Source organism: Pseudomonas sp. BBP2017, from assembly GCF_003024385.1.
GTDB lineage: Bacteria > Pseudomonadota > Gammaproteobacteria > Pseudomonadales > Pseudomonadaceae > Aquipseudomonas.
In genome coordinates this window covers 38,403-57,575 of the sequence record NZ_PVZN01000015.1, presented here as the reverse complement: position 1 = coordinate 57,575, position 19,173 = coordinate 38,403, and the positions used below count along the sequence as shown (strand labels likewise).

At 60.3% G+C, this 19,173-nt stretch carries 14 protein-coding genes; 4 read left to right on the top strand and 10 right to left on the bottom strand.

Annotation, left to right across the window (positions count from 1 at the left end):
• Positions 1–5 precede the first annotated feature (5 nt).
• From C6382_RS17885 to hrpA, 6 genes are all read right to left on the bottom strand, one after another.
• Positions 6–1,130, bottom strand: coding sequence for a GNAT family N-acetyltransferase (locus C6382_RS17885; RefSeq protein ID WP_107025697.1), 1,125 nt, complete (start codon positions 1,128–1,130; stop codon positions 6–8).
• Positions 1,131–1,214: 84 nt separating this feature from the next.
• Entirely contained in the window at positions 1,215–2,528 is a 1,314-nt protein-coding gene (locus C6382_RS17880; RefSeq protein WP_107025696.1) for an OprO/OprP family phosphate-selective porin, read from the bottom strand.
• A 198-nt stretch (positions 2,529–2,726) separates the two neighbouring features.
• On the bottom strand, positions 2,727–2,966 hold the full coding sequence (locus C6382_RS17875) for an anti-sigma factor (protein ID WP_107025695.1): 240 nt from the start codon (positions 2,964–2,966) through the stop codon (positions 2,727–2,729).
• The gene (locus C6382_RS17870; protein ID WP_107025694.1) at positions 2,960–3,571 is read right to left on the bottom strand and encodes an RNA polymerase sigma factor; all 612 of its coding nucleotides are present in this window, start codon (positions 3,569–3,571) and stop codon (positions 2,960–2,962) included. The genes C6382_RS17875 and C6382_RS17870 overlap by 7 nt, the downstream gene beginning before the upstream one ends.
• A 61-nt stretch (positions 3,572–3,632) precedes the next feature.
• Positions 3,633–4,754 carry a beta-ketoacyl-ACP synthase III gene (locus C6382_RS17865; protein ID WP_107025693.1) on the bottom strand — a complete coding sequence of 374 codons (1,122 nt, stop codon included), beginning with the start codon at positions 4,752–4,754 and terminating at the stop codon, positions 3,633–3,635.
• A gap of 202 nt (positions 4,755–4,956) precedes the next feature.
• Complete coding sequence (hrpA, locus tag C6382_RS17860; protein WP_107025692.1) at positions 4,957–8,862, bottom strand: ATP-dependent RNA helicase HrpA; 3,906 nt, start codon at positions 8,860–8,862, stop codon at positions 4,957–4,959.
• Positions 8,863–9,302: 440 nt separating this feature from the next.
• On the opposite strand from hrpA, the gene C6382_RS17850 reads away from it, so the two are divergent.
• Both C6382_RS17850 and C6382_RS17845 read left to right on the top strand, forming a co-directional pair.
• Positions 9,303–10,667: a glutamine synthetase family protein gene (locus C6382_RS17850; protein WP_107025690.1), complete on the top strand. Its 1,365-nt coding sequence runs from the start codon at positions 9,303–9,305 to the stop codon at positions 10,665–10,667.
• 30 nt (positions 10,668–10,697) lie between these two features.
• Positions 10,698–12,005 (top strand): FAD-binding oxidoreductase, encoded by a 1,308-nt coding sequence (locus C6382_RS17845; RefSeq protein ID WP_107025689.1) that lies wholly within the window; start codon positions 10,698–10,700, stop codon positions 12,003–12,005.
• Positions 12,006–12,088: 83 nt separating this feature from the next.
• On the opposite strand, the gene fadD1 is transcribed toward C6382_RS17845, so the two are convergent.
• Positions 12,089–13,786, bottom strand: a complete 1,698-nt coding sequence (gene fadD1, locus C6382_RS17840) for a long-chain-fatty-acid--CoA ligase FadD1 (RefSeq protein WP_107025688.1) — start codon at positions 13,784–13,786, stop codon at positions 12,089–12,091.
• A gap of 298 nt (positions 13,787–14,084) precedes the next feature.
• Positions 14,085–15,773: a long-chain-fatty-acid--CoA ligase FadD2 gene (gene fadD2, locus C6382_RS17835; RefSeq protein ID WP_107025687.1), complete on the bottom strand. Its 1,689-nt coding sequence runs from the start codon at positions 15,771–15,773 to the stop codon at positions 14,085–14,087.
• 209 nt (positions 15,774–15,982) lie between these two features.
• On the opposite strand from fadD2, the gene C6382_RS17830 reads away from it, so the two are divergent.
• Positions 15,983–16,927: an alpha/beta hydrolase gene (locus tag C6382_RS17830; RefSeq protein WP_107025686.1), complete on the top strand. Its 945-nt coding sequence runs from the start codon at positions 15,983–15,985 to the stop codon at positions 16,925–16,927.
• Between the two features lie 35 nt (positions 16,928–16,962).
• Positions 16,963–17,433 (top strand): MaoC family dehydratase, encoded by a 471-nt coding sequence (locus C6382_RS17825; RefSeq protein ID WP_010223082.1) that lies wholly within the window; start codon positions 16,963–16,965, stop codon positions 17,431–17,433.
• A 3-nt stretch (positions 17,434–17,436) separates the two neighbouring features.
• Here C6382_RS17825 and C6382_RS17820 read toward each other — a convergent pair whose 3' ends face one another.
• Both C6382_RS17820 and C6382_RS17815 read right to left on the bottom strand, forming a co-directional pair.
• Entirely contained in the window at positions 17,437–18,672 is a 1,236-nt protein-coding gene (locus C6382_RS17820; RefSeq protein WP_107025685.1) for an RNA polymerase sigma factor, read from the bottom strand.
• Positions 18,672–19,157: an SRPBCC family protein gene (locus tag C6382_RS17815; protein WP_107025684.1), complete on the bottom strand. Its 486-nt coding sequence runs from the start codon at positions 19,155–19,157 to the stop codon at positions 18,672–18,674. The genes C6382_RS17820 and C6382_RS17815 overlap by 1 nt, the downstream gene beginning before the upstream one ends.
• Between the last annotated feature and the right edge of the window lie 16 nt (positions 19,158–19,173).

The window sequence follows — 19,173 nt, the reverse complement described above, 5'->3', positions numbered from 1 at the left end:
GGCCCTCAGCCTTGCCGATAGGGCAAGGCTGTGCGCGCCTCCTCGGCATAGGCCAACACCCCTGCCCGCTCTTGCTGCAAAAACTCCACCACGGCCCGGCGCAATCCCGGATGCAGCAGGTAATGCCAGGACCGGGTGATCACCGGTTCAAAGCCACGAATCAACTTGTGTTCCCCCTGTGCACCGGCATCGAACCGCTGCAGTCCCTCAGCAATGGCAAAGTCCATACCCTGATAAAAGCAGGTCTCGAAATGCAGCCGGTCGAACTCGTCCAGACAACCCCAATAGCGACCATACAAACTGTCACCGCCTACCAGGCTAAAGGCCATGGCCACGTCACGCCCCGCCTGGCGCGCCATCACCACGCGGATCGCCATCGGCATGCGCTCGGCCAGCAGGCTGAAGAACGAGCGGGTCAGGTACGGCGCACGGCGACGCACGGCGTAAGTGTTGGCGTAGCAGGCAAAAACGAAATCCCACTGCGCCTCGCTCAGTTCATCACCACGGTACCAGCGAAACTCGATTCCCTGCCCTGCCACCTGCTCGCGCTCTTTGCGCATCTGCTTGCGCTTGCGCGAGCTGAGGTTGTCGAGAAAGTCCTGGAAGTCCCGATACCCCTGATTGCGCCAATGAAACTGACACCCCAGACGCTCCATCCAGCCTTCACGAGCGCGCACCACGGCGTCAGCATCGGCATCTGTGAAGTTGATATGAGCCCCAGACAACCCTTGCTCGACCAGCTCGTCAGTGAGCCGGTCAATCAGTTCGCCAGCTGCCTGTGGGCTGCCCAATAGCCGCGAACCGCCGACTGGCGAAAACGGCACGGCACACAGCAACTTGGGGTAATAGGCAATGCCCGCCCGCTCACAGGCATCGGCCCAACCGTGATCGAAGACGTACTCACCGAAGGAATGGGTTTTCACGTAGGCCGGCATGGCAGCCTGCAATTGCCCAGAAGCATCGCTCAGCAGCCGATGCGCTGGCGTCCAGCCGGTACGCTTGCTGACGCTGCCGCTGTCCTCCAGGCTACTGAGGAATGCGTGGCGCAAAAACGGTTGCTCGCCCGGCACCAGGGCATCCCAGGTGGCAGGTGTGAGTTCGGCAAGCTGTGACAGGATAAGGATAGGCATTGGCGCAGTCTGCCTCGTCGCGCCAACGAAAAAAAGCCCCGCAGGTGCGGGGCTGAAGATCTAACGGATGAGGAGCGGTGTTGCTTAGAACACGTACTGAGCGCGCATGACGAAACCGTCGCCGCTGTCGTCGCCGACATCGTTCTCGGCATTGTCGACTTTGGCTTTGACGTACACACCGCTGAGCTTGATCGACTCGTTGGCGTACCAGTTAACACCAACGTTGTGCACCTTGGCTTCGACGTCATCAACATCAGCAAACACGCCGTTGTCGTCTTCAGTGCTCAGATGGTCATAGCGGTAGAACACTTCCCAGGCACCGATCTGCTTGTTCTGCGGCTTGATCGCATCGAACTTGCCCAGCTTGTAGCCACGCGCTTCACCGGTGAGGGTGTAGGCCAGTTGACCGTAGTAGCCGTCAGACTTGATGTCAGAGAACGCTGCGTCGTCGGCTTGCGTGTCACGTTTGATGTACTCACCCTGAACCGAGAACGGCCCCAAGGCCCAGGCGGCTTCCAGGTTCCAGGCCTTGTCGGTGTCATAGGCACCGGCCGGAGTATTGTTGGCGCCGCCCAGAACCAGGCGATTGCCATTGGTGCCGGCATCCTGGCCACCATCGGTGCTCACGCCACGCATGCCCAGACGGCTGCGGATACGGCCATCGAATGCGGTGTCGGAAAGGTCGCGCTGGGCGTAGTTGACGCCAAAGTGCAGGACGTTGCCGGCTTCATGCATCGGAGCGAAGACGCCACGCAGGTTGAACTGCTTGGTGCTGTCACCATCCTTGTCCTGGTTGGTGGCGTCTTTGGCAAACACACCCACCGAACCGTACAGCGAGTCACCGGCATTGCCGGAGGCCTGCAGGCCCATGCCGCCGTTGTGCGAGTTGGTCCAGTCGACCAGATCGTAGGCTGCGGTACGCTCTTGAGCAGTCACCCACTTGGAGCTGGTGGCTTTTTCCAGACCGAACTCGGGGTCGAAACGACCGACCTTGATCGACACCGGCTTGAAGCCGTTGTAGGCCAGCGAGGCTTCGTCGAAGTAACCATCTTCGGAGCGATTGTCACCACCGGCGTTATGCGAGAAGTCGTAAGAAACGGCATAAGCCCAGTCGGTGTACATCACACCGCTCAGTTCCAGAAAGGCACGACGGAAGTAACCAGCGTCGGCAGTGTTGCCGTTTTTAGTGTAGAAGCCGTCAAAACGACTGTAGTCAGCCTGGACACGACCGCCCAGCTTGAAGCTGAATTCCTTGTCGGTGGTAGCGACCTCGAGGCCACCCTTGGTCTTGACTACGATATCGGCGCCGTCGGTGGTCACGGTACCCGCAAAAGCCTGGGCGGTAACGGCCATGGCCAAAGCGCTGGCTGCGAAACCTGCGAAGTGCTTACGGATCATCGAAGAAGCTCCCCTACTCTATGGTCTTGATAATGTTGGAAAAACACGCGGCTTGAGCCACTTGTGCTGGGGAGGAATCTTGGCGGGGGGTTATGTCAGATCAGTGGCTTTTATATAAATGTTTTGTGACACGGGAACTTTTTACTTCGAATAAGAATAAGCAGGAAAGCCCCGTTGCAGGGCCTCCCAGCGCGATTTTCAGGGTTTGTCGTGGGTCCGATGGGCTGCTGTCATGCGCTGGACGATTTCGTCAATGTCGTCTACCGGTGCCTCCGGCAACGCCTTGATCGTCGCCTGGGTCAAACGCATCTGCTTGATGAACCGTCGACAGCTTTTGCAAAACAACAGGTGCTGGCGGGCCAGCAGGTTTTCACCCAGGGTGAGTTGTCCATCCAGGTAATCGCTTGAGCGGGCGACAAGTTCCTTACAGGTCAGCATTGGCCGGTTTCCTCGAAATGTTCCAGGGTCGCGAAGACCTTCAGCCGTGCCCGATGCAGCAGCACGCGGACATTGGAGAGCGAAATGTCGAGAAGATTACAGATTTGCTCCAGTTCCAGGCCCTGGCGCTCACGCAGCACCAGGACGCTGCTTTGCAACTCGGACAGGCTGAGCAAGGTATGTTCAAGGCACTCGCGCAACTGCTCCTGACTGAGCAGTGCTTCAGGGGAGTCTTCGTGCCACGAAGAAGGTGCCGACAGCCAGTGGCCATCGTTGGCGAATCGATCATCACCGATGGTGCCATGAGGAGATGGCAGATCATCAAGCAGCACCTCGCGGCGATTCTGCTTGTAGCGGGTCTTGGCCGCGTTGGCGGTAATCGTCAACAGCCAGGTCTTGAGACTGGAGCGCCCCTGAAAACCCGGCAGGCCGCGCACCACGGCCAACCAGGCATCCTGCACAGCTTCATCGGCCTGACGGCTGCCCAGAATCGCATAGGCCACGGCGCGCATAGCGCCCTGGTAGGTATTTACCAGCTCCTTGAACGCCTGCTGATCTGCGAGCAATAGACGTTCAAGCAAGCGTGCTTCGAAATCAACCGACATTGCCACCTCATCCTGACTGTGCTCAATGGACGTCGAAGCGTGCGCTTTGTTACAACCGAACTCAGCGCTTGCGCAAAATCACGCTACCGATGGAATAGCCGGCACCGAAGGAGCTGAGCACGCCCAGGGCGCCTTTTGCCAGGTCATCCTGATGTTTGTGCAAGGCAATCACCGAACCCGCCGAACTGGTGTTGGCGTAACTGTCGAGAATCACCGGTGCTTCTTCTTCCAGGGCATCACGACCGAGCAGCTTCTTGACGATCAGGTGGTTCATGCTCAGGTTGGCCTGGTGCAGCCAGAAGCGCTTGACGTCGCTGACGTTGAGGTTGTTCTCACAAAGGTGCTGAGCAATCAGCTCCGCCACCATCGGACAGACTTCACGGAACACCTTGCGGCCTTCCTGAACGAAGAGTTTGTCAGGGGCACCGATACCCTCCTCGGCCGCACGGTTGAGGAAGCCGAAGTTGTTGCGGATATTGTTGGAGAACTGGGTCAGCAGCTTGGTGCCGACAATGTCGAACTGATGCGCCGAGGTGGCCAGATCGGCACGCTCGACCAGCACCGCTGTGGCTGCATCACCGAAAATGAAGTGGCTGTCGCGGTCACGGAAGTTCAGGTGGCCGGTGCAGATCTCAGGGCTGATCACCAGTACCGCACGGGCCTGGCCCAGTTGCACACTGTTGCAGGCAGTCTGGATACCGAAGGTGGCCGAAGAGCAAGCGACGTTCATGTCGAAGCCAAAACCGTTGATACCCAGGGCCTGCTGCACTTCGATGGCGATCGCCGGGTACGGGCGCTGCAAGTTGGAGCAGGCCACGATCACCGCGTCGACGTCGGCGGCCGTGCGTCCAGCACGTTGCAGCGCCTGTTCGGCAGCCGCCACGGCCATCTGGCAGAGGATCGACGGTTCGTCGTTGGAGCGCTCCGGCAAGCGCGGCTTCATGCGTTGCGGATCGAGGATGCCGTCTTTGTCCATGACAAAGCGGCTCTTGATCCCCGAGGCCTTTTCGATGAAGGCGGCGCTGGATTCGGCCAGAGCCTGCACTTCGCCACGTTCGATGGCCTCGGCATTGTCAGCGTTGAACTGCTGCACATAGGCATTGAAGGACTCCACCAGCTCTTCGTTGGAAATGCTGTTGGCCGGGGTGTACAGGCCGGTGCCGCTGATGACGACGTTATGCACGGTCGTTCCTCTGTTCAGGGGCCGATGCCGATCGGGCAACGGCCTGTTCGATTCGGTAAGCTGGCACGAACGTACCAACTCCTACACACAATAATCCCGTCAGCGGGAGCGCTGCAGGGCACCTCATTCGGTAAGCGCTGCTGCCGGCAGGAAGGGCGCGGCAGCGACAAATATCGGTCAAGTGTGCCACAACTAAAGCCGTTTAGGCTTCTACCTGACTCCACTGCTTGCTCAATCGTTTGTCCGAAACCGGCACCTTGGTACCGAGCTGCTGAGCGAACAGCGATACCCGGTATTCTTCCAGCCACCAGCGGTACAGGGACAGTTGTTCGTCACGCTTGCCCTCTTGGGCATGCTTGTCGGCGCGCGCCTTGTACTGGCTCCACAGATTACCCAGCTCACCGCTCCAGACCCGGTCCTTCTGGACCTGGGAACCGAGTTTCTCCAGGCGCAACTCGATGGCCTTGAGGTAGCGCGGCAGCTCCTTGAGCCACAGGCCCGGGGTTTCGCGGACAAAGCCCGGGTAGACCAGGTTGCTCAGCTGCTGCTTGATGTCGTTGAGCGCCACCGCCTGGGCCAGGTCGATCTTGCCCTTGAAGCGCTTTTGTAAGCCGTGCCAGAGTTTGAGAACCTCCAGGGTCAGACGTGCCAGGCGTTCAGCATGCTCGGTCCAGCTGCCGCGCTTACGCTCGGCCAACGAGGCCAGGCCGGCGCCATCGCGAGGCAGATGCTCTTCACCTTCGAGAATGCAGCTATCGAGACTGGCCAGGAGGATGTCCTCGACCAACGCCTCGATACGCCCCAGCTCGCGGTACAGCAAACCCAGTTCGGTCAGCCCCGGGAGCTTGCCGCGCAGAAATTTGGCCGGTTCGGCCAATTGCTGCAGGAGCAGGCGCTGCAAGGCACGCCGGTGCTGAAACTCGGCTTCGGCCTGGGTCGAGAAGCGCCCTTCCTTGACCGTACCGTTTTCTTCCACCAGTGCTGGATACACCGTCATCGACAGCCCGGCGATCTTCTGCTGGGCGGTCTCGGCAACCTGGGCAAAGGCCTTGGCCTGCACCGGTTGCTGGCTTTTCTCGGTCTGCGGCACAGCCAGTGCGGCCTGGCTGGCGGCGGCAAAGCGGGCGGTCAACTCGGTCAGGTCGCGGCCTTCACCAAGAAATTTACCCTGACCATCGAGCACTTCCAGGTTCATCTTCAGGTGATTGTCCACCTGCCCGGCCGCTTCGGCCCAGGCTTCATCGCTGACCCGCGCGCCGGTCATGCGCAACAGTTCACGCCCCAGGGCCTGCGGCAGCGAGCCCTCGGCGAAGGTCATGCGCTGCAAAGCCGCTTTGACGAAGTCCGGAACCGGTACGAAGTTCTTGCGCAGGGCCTTGGGCAGGTTGCGCACCAGGGCAATGCATTTGGCTTCGAGCAAGCCTGGCACCAGCCACTCCAGACGCTCACCCGGCAAGCTTGGCAGTAAGGGCGCCGGCACTCGCACGGTGACGCCGTCGCGCGGATGGTTGGGCTCGAAGTGATAACTCAATGCCAGGCTCAGGTCGCCCAGGCGCAAGGTGTCGGGATACTGCGCCGCAGTGACTTCGCTGGCTTCACGCGCCAGGACATCTTCTTCACGCATGATCAGCAGTTGCGGGTCTTTCTGGCTGTTGACCCGGTACCAGCTGTCGAAGGTCGCCGTCTGGTGGATCTCTGCCGGCAAACGCGCTTCGTAGAAGCCGTACAGGGTCTCGTCATCGGCGAGAATATCCCGGCGCCGGGCCTTGGCCTCCAGCTCGTCGAGCTGTTCAAGCAGGCGGCGGTTGGCGCTCAGGCATTTGGCCTTCGACTGGATCTCACCACCCACCAGCGCTTCGCGGATGAACAGCTCGCGGGACATCACCGGGTCAATCGGCCCGAAGTGCACCGGGCGGCGGCCGACCACAATCAGGCCATACAGAGTGACCTGCTCGTAAGCCACCACCTGGCCGCGCTTCTTCTCCCAGTGCGGCTCGAAATGGTTCTTCTTGATCAGGTGAGTAGCCAGTGGTTCGATCCAGTCCGGTTCGATTTTGGCAACCATGCGCGCATAGAGCTTGGTGGTTTCAACCAGCTCGGCAGTCATGATCCACTGCGGGCGCTTCTTGCCCAGTCCCGACGACGGGTGCACCCAGAAACGCCGCTGACGGGCGCCGAGGTAGTCGCCGTCTTCGGTCTTCTGGCCGATCTGGCTAAGCAGGCCGGATAGAATCGCCTTGTGCAGTTTCGGGTAGTCAGCCGGCTCTTTGTTGATGCTTAGCTGCAGGTCACGGCAGATCAGGCTCAACTGCCGATGGGCATCGCGCCATTCACGCAGACGCAAATAATTGAGGAAGTTTTTCCGGCACCAGTTGCGCAACGGGCTGGCGGTCAGGGCCAGGCGCTGCTCTTCAAAACCACGCCACAGATTGACCAGCGCGGCAAAATCCGAGTCGGCGTCTTTCCACTGCGCATGCGCCTGGTCGGCAGCTTGCTGACGCTCTGGCGGGCGCTCTCGCGGGTCTTGCACCGACAAGGCACTGGCGACGATCAACAACTCATTGAGGCTGCCCTGCTTGGCACCTTCGAGCAGCATGCGCCCCAGACGCGGGTCGACCGGCAGGCGCGCCAGCTGACGCCCAAGCGGGGTGAGCTGGTTCTCGCGGTTGACCGCCGAGAGTTCCTGCAACAGGTTGAAGCCATCGCTGATCGCCTTGCCATCCGGCGGCTCGATAAACGGGAAGGCGTCGATCTCACCCAGGCGCAGGTGCAGCATCTGCAGGATCACCGCAGCGAGGTTGGTGCGCAGGATCTCGGGGTCGGTAAACGCTGGCCGCGCATTGAAATCTTCTTCGCTGTACAGCCGTACGCAAATGCCCGGCTCGACTCGGCCACAACGGCCCTTGCGCTGGTTGGCACTGGCTTGTGACACCGCCTCGATTGGCAAACGCTGAACCTTGGCGCGGTAGCTGTAGCGACTGATCCGCGCGGTACCGCTGTCGATCACATAGCGGATACCCGGCACCGTCAACGAGGTTTCCGCAACGTTGGTTGCCAGCACCACACGCCGGCCAGGGTGGGACTGGAAAATCTTCTGCTGCTCGGCTGGCGACAGACGCGCATACAACGGCAGGATCTCGGTGTGGCGCAGCTGCGCCTTGCGCAGCATTTCCGCAGCGTCGCGAATCTCGCGCTCGCCGGGCAAAAAAACCAGCACGTCACCCGGACCTTTGCCCTGGCTGCGCTCATGGGCGGCGATCTCGTCGAGGGTGGCGAGAATCGCCTGGTCAACGGTGAGGTCGTCCTCTACGCGGTTGCCCTCCTCGTCCTGCTCGCTGGTCAATGGCCGGTACCAGGTTTCCACCGGGTAGGTGCGGCCGGAGACCTCGACGATCGGCGCGTCGTTGAAGTGTTTGGAGAAACGCTCCAGATCAATCGTCGCCGAGGTGATGATCACCTTGAGGTCCGGACGTCGCGGTAGCAGGGTCTTCAGATAGCCCAGCAGGAAGTCGATGTTGAGGCTGCGTTCGTGAGCTTCGTCGACGATAATGGTGTCGTAGCGTTCGAGAAAACGGTCGTGCTGGGTTTCGGCCAGGAGAATACCGTCGGTCATCAGCTTGACCAGGGTATTGGCGTCGCTCTGGTCTTCAAAACGCACTTGATAACCGACCAGTGCCCCCAGTGGCGTGCCCAGCTCTTCGGCCACCCGCGTGGCAACACTGCGCGCCGCGATACGCCGCGGCTGGGTGTGGGCAATAAGACCATGCTGGCCACGGCCCAGCTCCAGGCAAATCTTCGGCAACTGGGTGGTTTTGCCCGAGCCGGTTTCACCGGCAATGATCAGCACCTGATGCGCGGCGAGGACTTTCTTGATTTCGTCACGCTTGGCGGCGATCGGCAGGCTGTCATCGTAACGAATGCTCGGCACGCTCGCCTTGCGCGCAGTGACCTGGGCACAGGAAGCCTGGACCTTGTCGACCCACTGGGCCAGCTTTGCCTCGTCTGGGCGCTTGCGCAGTTCATGCAGCTGCCGGCGCAAGCGATGGCGCTCGGCAATCATGGCGTGGTCGAGGTTTTTCAGCAGTTGGTCGATAGCGTGGTCAGTCATGGGGGCTTTTAGTAGTGCAGGTGAGCCTGCTTTTTCATGATCGGCATTGGAAGGGCTGCGATTGTCGCAGATTTGCCCCCGCTCGGCACGGTCGCGGGTAGCCGGATGATTGTTTAGTGGTGGGCAACCTGAAGGTATACAAAGGCTGATTTAATGAACCTTCAGTGGCATGGGAGTATCAGCGCATGACTTCGCCCCTGTGCTTGCCCCGACCGCTGTTGCGCCCTTCGTTCCCGAAGGTACGGGCTCGCTCTGGGGAAAACCCGCTGGTTCACATCATCCTCGCCTTCTGGGCCTTGTGGCACTGCCGCCATGCCCGCCCACCAGATGTTTTTCTCGCCCTAGACTGATTACATCGGCCAGCCCTGGCCTTCCTGTCTATGACTGTCGCCCTCTGGCGAAGACAGTCCTGTGCGCCTGACGGCGCGAGCGAGAACCGCATGCAATTTGCCCCCATCGAACAGGCCCGAACATTCCTGGCTGACAACCCTGATATCGAGATGATCGAGCTGTTCATCCTCGATGCCAACGGCGTACCCCGCGGCAAGCTGTTGCACCGCGAAGAACTGCTGGCGGTGTATGAAAGCGGTCGCCCCCTGCCCAGCACCATTCTCGGCCTGACCCTTAATGGCGACGATGTGGAAAACTCAGGATTGGTGTGGGACGTCGGTGATATCGACTGCCGCGCCTATCCGCTGGAAAACAGCCTGGTGCGCTTGCCCTGGCGGCAGATTCCGACGGCGGCGGTGCAAGTCAGCATGCACCCCACTGAAGGCCTGCCGGCCACCATCGCCGATCCGCGCCACCTGCTGGTCAAGGTCATCGATGCGCTCAAGGCCGAGGGTTACCATCCGGTCATGGCCTGCGAGCTGGAGTTCTACCTGCTGGACCAGAAGCGCGACCATCACGGCCGCCCGCAACCGGCCCTGGATAGCGATGGCGGACGTCCGCGCGGCACTCAGGTCTATGGCTTGCGCGAGCTGGAACAGATCGAGCCGTTCCTCGCCGACCTTTACAGTGCCTGCAAGGCCCAAGGCATCCCGGCACGCACAGCGATTTCCGAATACGCCCCGGGCCAGGTCGAAATCACCCTGGAACATGGCGATGCACTGCTGGCCATGGACCAGGCGGTGCGCTACAAGCGCCTGGTCAAAGGCGTGGCACACAAGCACGGCATGCAGGCCTGTTTCATGGCCAAACCATTCGATCACCTGGCCGGCACCGGCATGCACATGCATGTGAGCCTGGCTGACGCCCAGGGCAACAACCTGTTCGCCAGCGAAGACAAAGCCGGCACCCCGCTGCTGCGCCAGTCAGTGGCCGGCATGCTCAAACACCTGCTCGATTCGTTGCTGCTGTTCTGCCCTAACGCCAACTCCTACCGCCGCTTCCAGGCCAACAGCTATGCACCGCTGGCGCCGACCTGGGGTGTCGACAACCGCACTGTGAGCCTGCGCGTACCCGGTGGTCCGGCCAACAGTCGGCATATCGAACACCGTATCTGTGGCGCCGATGCCAACCCCTACCTGGCCGCCGCAGCGATCCTCGCCAGCCTGCACCAGGGCATCCGCCAACAGCTCGACCCGGGGGCCCCGGTCGAAGGCAACGGTTATGCCCAGGCCAAGGAATTGCTGCCCACCGACTGGCTCACTTCGCTCAAGGCTCTGGAGGCCTCGGACTGGGCACATGAGGCATTCGGTGAAGCCTTTCTTGGTGTCTACCTGGCGGTCAAACGTGCCGAGTACCGACAGTTCATGGCCGAAGTCGGCGAACAGGACTGGCGCTGGTACCTGACCCAGGCCTGATCCACTTTATTTTTGCGCCAAGGATTTTTCATGAACGCAGCCGTGAATACCGGCACCGCTCAACGCAGTGCCTCCTACTACACCGCCAGCCTCAATGACAGCACCCAGTACCCGACGCTCAAAGGCACGGTCAAGGTCGACGTGGCAATCATCGGTGGTGGTTTTACCGGCGTGGCCAGCGCCGTCGAGCTGGCCGAACGCGGCCTGAAAGTCGCCATTGTCGAGACCAACCGCATTGGCTGGGGCGCCAGCGGTCGCAACGGCGGCCAGGTGACTGGCAGCCTTTCGGGTGACGAGGCGATGCGCAAGCAGATGCGCGAAAAGCTCGGCGAAGACGTCGACGATTTCATCTGGCACCTGCGCTGGCGCGGGCACCAGATCATCGAACAACGGGTCGCACGCTATGGCATCAACTGCGACCTCAAGCGCGGCCATCTGCATGCGGCGATGAAAGCCTCGCACATGCACGAACTGCAAGCGTTTGAAGCCGAAGCACAGCGCCGCGGCATGGGTGATCAGGTGCAGTTGCTCGACCGCAACGCCATGGCCGAACACCTGCAGAGCCCGCTGTACCTGGGCGCACTGAAGAACCTGCGCAACCTGCACTTGCACCCGCTCAACCTGTGCCTGGGCGAAGCCCGCGTAGCTCACAGCCTGGGCGCGCAGATCTTCGAAAACTCCGAGGTGCTGGACATCGTCCATGGCGACCAGCCTGCGGTGGTCACCGCCCAAGGACGGGTCGAAGCCAAACAGATCCTGCTGGCCGGCGACGTCTACCACAAACTGGAAAACAAACAGCTCAAGGGCAAGATCTTCCCGGCCATGGGCGGCATTGTCACCACCGCGCCGTTGGGCGAACTGGCCACACAGATCAACCCTCAGGACCTGGCGGTGTATGACTGCCGCTTTGTCCTCGACTACTACCGCCTGACCGCTGACGGCCGCCTGTTGTTTGGCGGTGGCGCCAACTATTCAGGCCGTGACTCGCGGGATATCGCGGGCGAACTGCGCCCGTGCATCGAACGCACCTTCCCGGCACTCAAGGGCGTGCCGATCGAGTTCCAGTGGAGTTGTGCCATGGGTATCGTGGTCAATCGCATTCCGCAGCTGGGCAAGCTTTCCGACAACGTCTGGTACTGCCAGGGCTACTCCGGGCACGGTATTGCCACCAGCCACATCATGGGCGAAATCATGGCCGAGGCCTTGACCGGTACGCTGGAGAAGTTCGATACGTTTGCTGGCTGCAAGCACATCAAAGTGCCCATGGGCGATGTGCTGGGCAATCCGTTGCTAGCGGCAGGGATGTGGTATTACCAGATGCTTGAGAAGTTGCGCTAAGGCCAAAAGCATCGCGGGGCAAGCCCGCTCCCACAAGGGTTATCAGACCCCGGTGGGAGCGGGCTTGCCCCGCGATTACTGTCTTAAGCGATCTTCTTCAGACCCAGCTTTTTCAGCTCTTCATCTCGCAGCTCGCGACGCAGGATCTTGCCGACGTTGGTGGTCGGCAGTGCATCACGGAACTCGATGAAACGCGGCACCTTGTAGCCGGTGACATTGGCGCGCATGTGCTCCATCACCTGCTCTTTGGTCAGCGTCACACCAGGCCGTGCAACGATGAACAGCTTGATCACTTCACCGGACTTCTCGTCCGGTACACCGATGGCCGCACACTGCAACACGCCCGGCAATGCAGCGAGTACGTCTTCAAGCTCGTTGGGATAGACGTTGAATCCAGAGACCAGAATCATGTCTTTCTTACGGTCGACAATACGCATGTAACCGTCTGGCTGGATCAGCGCGATGTCACCAGTCTTCAACCAGCCTTCGCTGTCGAGGATCTCGTTGGTGGCGTCCTGGCGCTGCCAGTAACCCTTCATCACCTGCGGGCCCTTGACGCACAACTCACCGACTTCGCCCAACGGCAGTTCGATACCCTCATCATTAATGATCTTGCACAGGGTCGAAGGCACCGGAATACCGATGGTACCGATCTGGTTCTGCTCGGCCGGGTTGACCGCCGCCACCGGGCTGGTTTCGGTCATGCCGTAACCTTCGCAGATGGCACAGCCAGTCACTGCTTTCCAGCGCTCGGCGACACTCATCTGCAGGGCCATGCCGCCCGACAGGGTGATCTTCAGGGCCGAGAAATCCAGCTTGCGGAAGTTTTCGTTGTTGCACAGGGCAACAAACAACGTGTTCAGCCCGACAAAGCCGCTGAACTTCCACTTCGACAACTCCTTGACCATCGCCGGCAAATCGCGCGGGTTGCTGATCAGGATGTTGTGGTTGCCGATCAGCATCATTGCCATGCAATGAAAGGTGAAGGCATAGATGTGATACAGCGGCAACGGGGTGATGAGGATCTCGCAACCTTCATTGAGATTGGAGCCCATCAGCGCCCGGCACTGCAGCATATTGGCCACCAGGTTACGGTGGGTGAGCATCGCCCCCTTGGCCACCCCGGTGGTGCCACCGGTGTACTGCAACACGGCCACATCATTGCTGTCGGGGCTCGCCTCCTTCACCGGCTGGCCCGCGCCTTTGCTCAATACATCATTGAACTTCAGCGCCTTGGGCAAGTGGTAGGCCGGGACCATTTTCTTCACGTACTTGATCACGCTGTTGATCAACAGGCGCTTTACCGGTGGCAGCATATCGGCCACTTCAGTGACAATAACGTGTTTGATCTGGGTCTTGGGTACGACCTTTTCGGCCAGGTGCGCCATGTTGGCCAGGCACACCAGGGCCTTGGCGCCAGCATCATTGAACTGGTGTTCCATTTCCCGCGCGGTATACAACGGGTTGGTGTTCACCACGATAAGGCCCGCACGCAAGGCGCCGAATACGGCAACCGGATACTGCAGCACGTTGGGCAGTTGCACGGCGATACGATCACCGGGCTGCAGGTCAGTATGTTGCTGCAGGTAGGCGGCGAAGGCCCCCGACAACTCGTACAGCTGGCCGTAGGTAATGGTTTTGCCCAGGTTGCTAAAGGCTGGTTTGTCAGCAAAGCGTTGGCAGGACTGTTTCAATACTGCCTGGATATTCGGGTACTCATCAGGGTTGATTTGCGCCGCAACCCCGGCTGGGTACTTATCCTTCCAAAAATTTTCGATCATGGAAGCCCACTCCTCCAGCACCAGCGAATTCTTCACCGCAGTCGATGCGATTATTATTGATATAAGATTACGGTTTATTGCAAACCAGATCATCAGAAGCGGGCCGAGAGTAGCAGCTTTGCAATGAGCCGCCTAGAGCCAAAGCAGCCCAGACAGTCACAAAAATGACTATTAATTATGTAGTGGTCATTTTTAGAGTAAAAAACCTAAACAACCGATTCATGCATAAAAGTGGGGCTTGCCCCGCGATGCGATGTGTCAGGTACATCGCATCGCGGGGCAAGCCCCACCCTGGATGTCAGGCGATATCGCGCAGCTCCCGGCGCAAGATCTTGCCCACCGCCGTCATCGGTAACGAATCGCGCAGCACGATGTGCTTGGGCACTTTGTAGCCGGTGAAGTTGGCCTTGCAGTAAGCCTTCAGCTCCTCAAGGCTCACCCCGCCTTCACGCGGCACCACAAACAACTTTACGGCTTCGCCGGAACGCTCGTCTGGAACGCCGATTACCGCGCAGTTGGCGACTTGCGGATGGCCCATGACGACCTCTTCGATCTCGTTCGGGTACACGTTGAAACCGGAAACAATGATCATGTCCTTCTTGCGATCGACAATCCGGGTAAAACCATCAGCATCGATCACCGCAATGTCACCGGTCTTGAACCAGCCCTCGCTATCAAGCGCCTCGGCTGTGGCCTCAGGGTGCTGCCAATAGCCCTTCATCACTTGCGGCCCCTTGATGCACAATTCGCCCCGCTCGCCCATTGGCTGTTCGTTGCCTGCATCGTCAATGACCTTGAATGCCGTACCTGGCACTGGAATGCCCACTGTGCCCAGGCGCGCCAGCTTGCCATACGGATTGGTGCTGGCCACCGGCGAAGTTTCCGTCAGGCCATAGCCTTCGACAATGCGACAGCCCGTCAGGCTTTCCCAGCGCTCGGCTGTGGCTGTCACCAGCGCTGTACCACCGGAGTTGGTGACTTTCAGGGCTGAGAAATCAAGGCTCTTGAACTGCGGGTGGTTCATCAATGCCACGAACAATGTGTTCAGGCCAAGCAACCCGGAGAACTTCCACTTTTTCAGCTCTTTGATAAAACCTGGGATGTCTCGTGGATTGGTGATCAACACGTTGTGGTTGCCAGTCACCATCATGCACATGCAATTCGCGGTAAAGGCATAGATATGGTAGAGCGGCAGCGGTGCGATCATCACCTCCTGGCCCTCTTTGATCATCCGCTGCCCATCGGGGCCATGCTGGGAAAAACACGCCAGCACCTGAAGCATGTTGGCCACCAGGTTGCCGTGGGTCAGCATCGCGCCCTTGGCCAGGCCCGTGGTGCCGCCGGTATATTGCAGCACGGCAATATCGTCGAGGCTCAGCGCGACCTGCTTGGGCACCACGCCACGCCCCTGACTCAACGCGCTCTTGAAGGCCACAGCCTGGGGCAGATGGTAGTCCGGGACCATCTTCTTGACCTTGGCGACAATGGTGTTGACCAGCCAGCCCTTGGCCGTCGGCAGCATGTCGCCCATCTTCGCTTCAATCAGAAATTCAATACCGGTGTCGGGCAGTACTTCCTGCACCAGCTTGCCGAACATGTTCAGGTAGACCAGCGCCCGGGCCCCGGAATCCTTGAACTGATGGCGCATCTCGCGAGCGGTATACAGCGGGTTGGTGTTGACCACGATCAGCCCGGCGCGCAAGGCGCCAAACACGGCGATCGGATACTGCAGCACATTGGGCATCTGCACCGCGATACGGTCGCCCGGGACCAGATCGGTGTGTTGCTGCAGATAAGCGGCAAAGGCCGCCGAGTGACGTTCCAGTTCGGCGTAGGTCAGGGTCACCCCCAGGTTGCTGAACGCCGGGCGGTCCGCGAATTTCTTGCACGAGCGCTCAAACACTTCGACCACAGACTTGTAAGCATTCATGTCAATGTTCGAAGGAACGCCTGCCGGGCGCTTGTCATTCCAGAAATCAGCCTGCATTTATTCTTGTCCTCATACCTGAGCCGTTCCTGCCCTCTTGCCTGCTTGGCGAAAAAGGTGCTGTGCCGACGTTAGCAGGTATGCCGCAGGTGGCAAATATGCCAAGCGCTGTCATTTACATTGTGAATCTTGTTTGTCGCTGCCCTTCGATTGCACGCTTGGGTTATACACTGAGCTGACTTACCCACCTGTGCGCACAAGGACTCGCCATGCACCACGATGCGTTCTGGCTAGCGGCCAGCGATCACTGCAGCCTTTATGTCTACCAATGGCTGCCCAGTACGCCGATAAAAGCTGTGGTGCTGCTGGCCCATGGCATGGCCGAACATGCCGGTCGCTATCAACGCCTGGGTCAGGCCCTGAGTGCGGTGGGCTATGCCCTGATTGCCCACGACCAGCGCGGCCATGGCCGGACCGCCGAGCTCGGCACCCTGGGCTTGTTCGCCCGCCACGATGGCTGGAGCGCGGTGGTCAACGACCTGGGAATGCTCAGCCAGCACATCGGCCAGCAGTTTCCCGGGACCCCGGTGTTCCTCTTCGGCCATAGCATGGGCAGCTACATTGCCCAGGCATACCTGATGCACCATGGCGCCAGCCTGCAAGGGGCAATTCTCAGCGGCTCGAATTTCCAGCCACCAGCGCTGTACCGCACCGCCTGTGTGATTGCCCGCATCGAAGCCTGGCGTCAGGGACCTCTGGGTCACAGTGCGCTGATTGAGTGGCTATCTTTTGGCTCCTTCAACAAAGCCTTCAAACCCACGCGCACCGCCTTCGACTGGCTCAGCCGCGACAACACCGAAGTCGACCGTTATGTGGCGGACCCGCTGTGCGGTTTTCGCTGTACCAATCGGTTGTGGATTGACCTGCTGATGGGCCTTGAACAGATCAGCCAGCCAGCCAACCTCAAACAGATCGATCCGAACCTACCGATCCTGGTCATCGGCGGTGAATGTGATCCGGTCAGTGCCGGCAAGCGTCTCAAGGATCTGGCCGGTGCTTTGCGCCTGGCTGGCAACCAGCATGTCCAGTTGCAGCTGTACCCCCAAGCGCGACATGAACTGCTCAATGAAACCAACCGTGACGAGGTCACGGCCGCGATCATCGACTGGTTGGAGCAGGCCCTGGCCCTTGGCCGCCCTGCCCGCAGCGAATGACGGCCGCCCCCACGCCCCTAGCAGGAACCGAATCGATGACCCAGGTCACCAACACGCCTTACGAAGCCCTTGAAGTCGGCCAGACCGCCAGTTTCAGCAAGACCGTCGAAGAACGTGACATCCAGCTGTTCGCTGCCATGTCCGGTGACCATAACCCCGTGCACCTGGATGCCGAGTTCGCGGCCAAGAGCATGTTCAAGGAGCGTATCGCCCACGGCATGTTCAGCGGTGCGCTGATCAGTGCCGCAGTGGCCTGCGAACTGCCTGGCCCGGGCACCATCTACCTGGGTCAGACCATGAGCTTCCAGAAGCCGGTGAAGTTCGGCGACACCCTGACCGTACGCCTGGAAATCCTCGAGAAACTGCCGAAATTCAAGGTACGCATCGCTACCCGCGTGTTCAACCAGAATGATGAACTGGTTGTCGATGGCGAGGCTGAAATCCTCGCTCCGCGCAAGCAGCAAACTGTTGATCTGGTCAGCCCGCCGCCGATCACCATCGGCTGACGTTCACAACGCGCTCAGGCGGCGCTCGATAAAGCGCCGCTCGGCACCTTGCGAGGTCAGGTCCAGGGCGGTGCGGTAGGCATCACGGGCCTGATCCAGGCGCCCCAGTTGCCGGCAAAGTTCGGCGCGGGCGCAATGGGCCAGGTGATAATCCTGTAACTGCCCACGCGCCAGAATCGCCTCCACCGCCAGCAGTCCTGCCTGCGGTCCATCACGACGCGCCAGGGCCGCGGCGCGATTGAGCTCGACCACCGGCGAAGGCCAACCGCGCAGCAGCACATCGTACAAACCGACGATTTCTTCCCAGTCCGTCTGCTCGGCACTGGCCGCTTCGGCATGCACCGCAGCAATCGCTGCCTGCAAGCTGTACACCCCGAACTGCTGACTGCGCAGCGCCTGCTGCACCAGCTGGCAACCCTCGGCAATCAGCGCGCGATTCCACAGGCGACGGTCCTGTTCATCCAGCAGGATCAACTCGCCATGCTTATCGCTACGGGCCGCCTGTCGCGACGCTTGCAGCAACATCAACGCCAGCAGCCCCAGCACCTCCGGGTCAGGTAGTAGCTGCTGCAACAGGCGGCCGAGACGGATCGCTTCATCACTGAGGTCATTGCGCATCAGGTTGTTACCCGATGACGCCGAGTACCCCTCGTTGAACACCAGGTAAATAACCCGCAAGACGCTGTCCAGGCGCTCGGGCAATTCCGCCAGTGACGGTACCTGATAGGGGATCTGCGCATCGCGGATCTTGGCTTTGGCCCGCACAATGCGTTGGGCAATGGTGGCCGGGCTCTGCAAAAAAGCCCGGGCGATTTCCTCAGTGGTCAGGTCACAGACTTCCCGCAGGGTAAGTGGCACCTGGGCATCAGCTGCCAGCGCCGGGTGACAACAGGTGAAGATCAGGCGCAGGCGATCATCTTCCAGCTCCTCGTCCTTCACCTCGTCCTCCTGCAGGCCCTCCAGCGCCATCATCAACTGCGTCTGCGAGCGGTCGAAACGGGCACGCCGACGCAGACTGTCAATGGCCTTGAAGCGTCCAGTGGACACCAGCCAGGCCCGCGGGTTGGCTGGAATGCCATCGCGCTGCCAACGTTCAACGGCAATGAAGAACGCTTCGTGCATGGCCTCTTCAGCCAGGTCGAAATCACCCAGCAGGCGGATCAGGGTCGCCAGGATCCGGCGCGACTCGCGCTTGTAGACCGACTCGACCTCGGCCCGCACCTGGACCAGCGTTGCCATCAGCTCGGCATCTGGGTGGTCACCAGCGCCACCAGGCGATCCAGGCTTTCACCCCAGCCGCGATGAAAGCCCATTTCCTCGTGCGCCAGGCAATCGGCGGCATTCCAGTGCAAAGCGCGCGCGGTGTACCGCGTCTTGTCCTGAAGCGCCTCGAAGGTCACCACCACGGTCATGAACGCCTTGTTCGACGGCACCCAGCCCGGCCCGAAAGCATCGGTGAAGACAATCCGTTCAGGCGGGACAATTTCCAGAAACACCCCCTGGTTCGGGTATTCGGTGCCATCCGGGGCCTGCATCACCGTACGAAACAACCCGCCCACCCACAACTGCATTTCGCACAAGGACGTGGTCATACCGTTTGGCCCCCACCACTGCGCAAGCAGATCGGGCTCGGTCCAGGCCCGGAACACCTTGCTGCGCGGTGCATCGATCACGCGGGTCAAGGACAGTTCGTACTGCGCATTACCAGGGGGGTGAAGGCTCATTTTATTGTTCTCCTGT

Coding starts and splice junctions, on each gene's coding strand:
- C6382_RS17880 (WP_107025696.1), bottom strand. CDS start 2,528: ATGATCCGTAAGCACTTCGCAGGTTTCGCAGCCAGCGCTTTGGCCATG.
- C6382_RS17845 (WP_107025689.1), top strand. CDS start 10,698: ATGAACGCAGCCGTGAATACCGGCACCGCTCAACGCAGTGCCTCCTAC.
- C6382_RS17870 (WP_107025694.1), bottom strand. CDS start 3,571: ATGTCGGTTGATTTCGAAGCACGCTTGCTTGAACGTCTATTGCTCGCA.
- C6382_RS17875 (WP_107025695.1), bottom strand. CDS start 2,966: ATGCTGACCTGTAAGGAACTTGTCGCCCGCTCAAGCGATTACCTGGAT.
- C6382_RS17815 (WP_107025684.1), bottom strand. CDS start 19,157: ATGAGCCTTCACCCCCCTGGTAATGCGCAGTACGAACTGTCCTTGACC.
- C6382_RS17885 (WP_107025697.1), bottom strand. CDS start 1,130: ATGCCTATCCTTATCCTGTCACAGCTTGCCGAACTCACACCTGCCACC.
- C6382_RS17820 (WP_107025685.1), bottom strand. CDS start 18,672: ATGGCAACGCTGGTCCAGGTGCGGGCCGAGGTCGAGTCGGTCTACAAG.
- C6382_RS17850 (WP_107025690.1), top strand. CDS start 9,303: ATGCAATTTGCCCCCATCGAACAGGCCCGAACATTCCTGGCTGACAAC.
- C6382_RS17830 (WP_107025686.1), top strand. CDS start 15,983: ATGCACCACGATGCGTTCTGGCTAGCGGCCAGCGATCACTGCAGCCTT.
- fadD2 (WP_107025687.1), bottom strand. CDS start 15,773: ATGCAGGCTGATTTCTGGAATGACAAGCGCCCGGCAGGCGTTCCTTCG.
- C6382_RS17825 (WP_010223082.1), top strand. CDS start 16,963: ATGACCCAGGTCACCAACACGCCTTACGAAGCCCTTGAAGTCGGCCAG.
- hrpA (WP_107025692.1), bottom strand. CDS start 8,862: ATGACTGACCACGCTATCGACCAACTGCTGAAAAACCTCGACCACGCC.
- fadD1 (WP_107025688.1), bottom strand. CDS start 13,786: ATGATCGAAAATTTTTGGAAGGATAAGTACCCAGCCGGGGTTGCGGCG.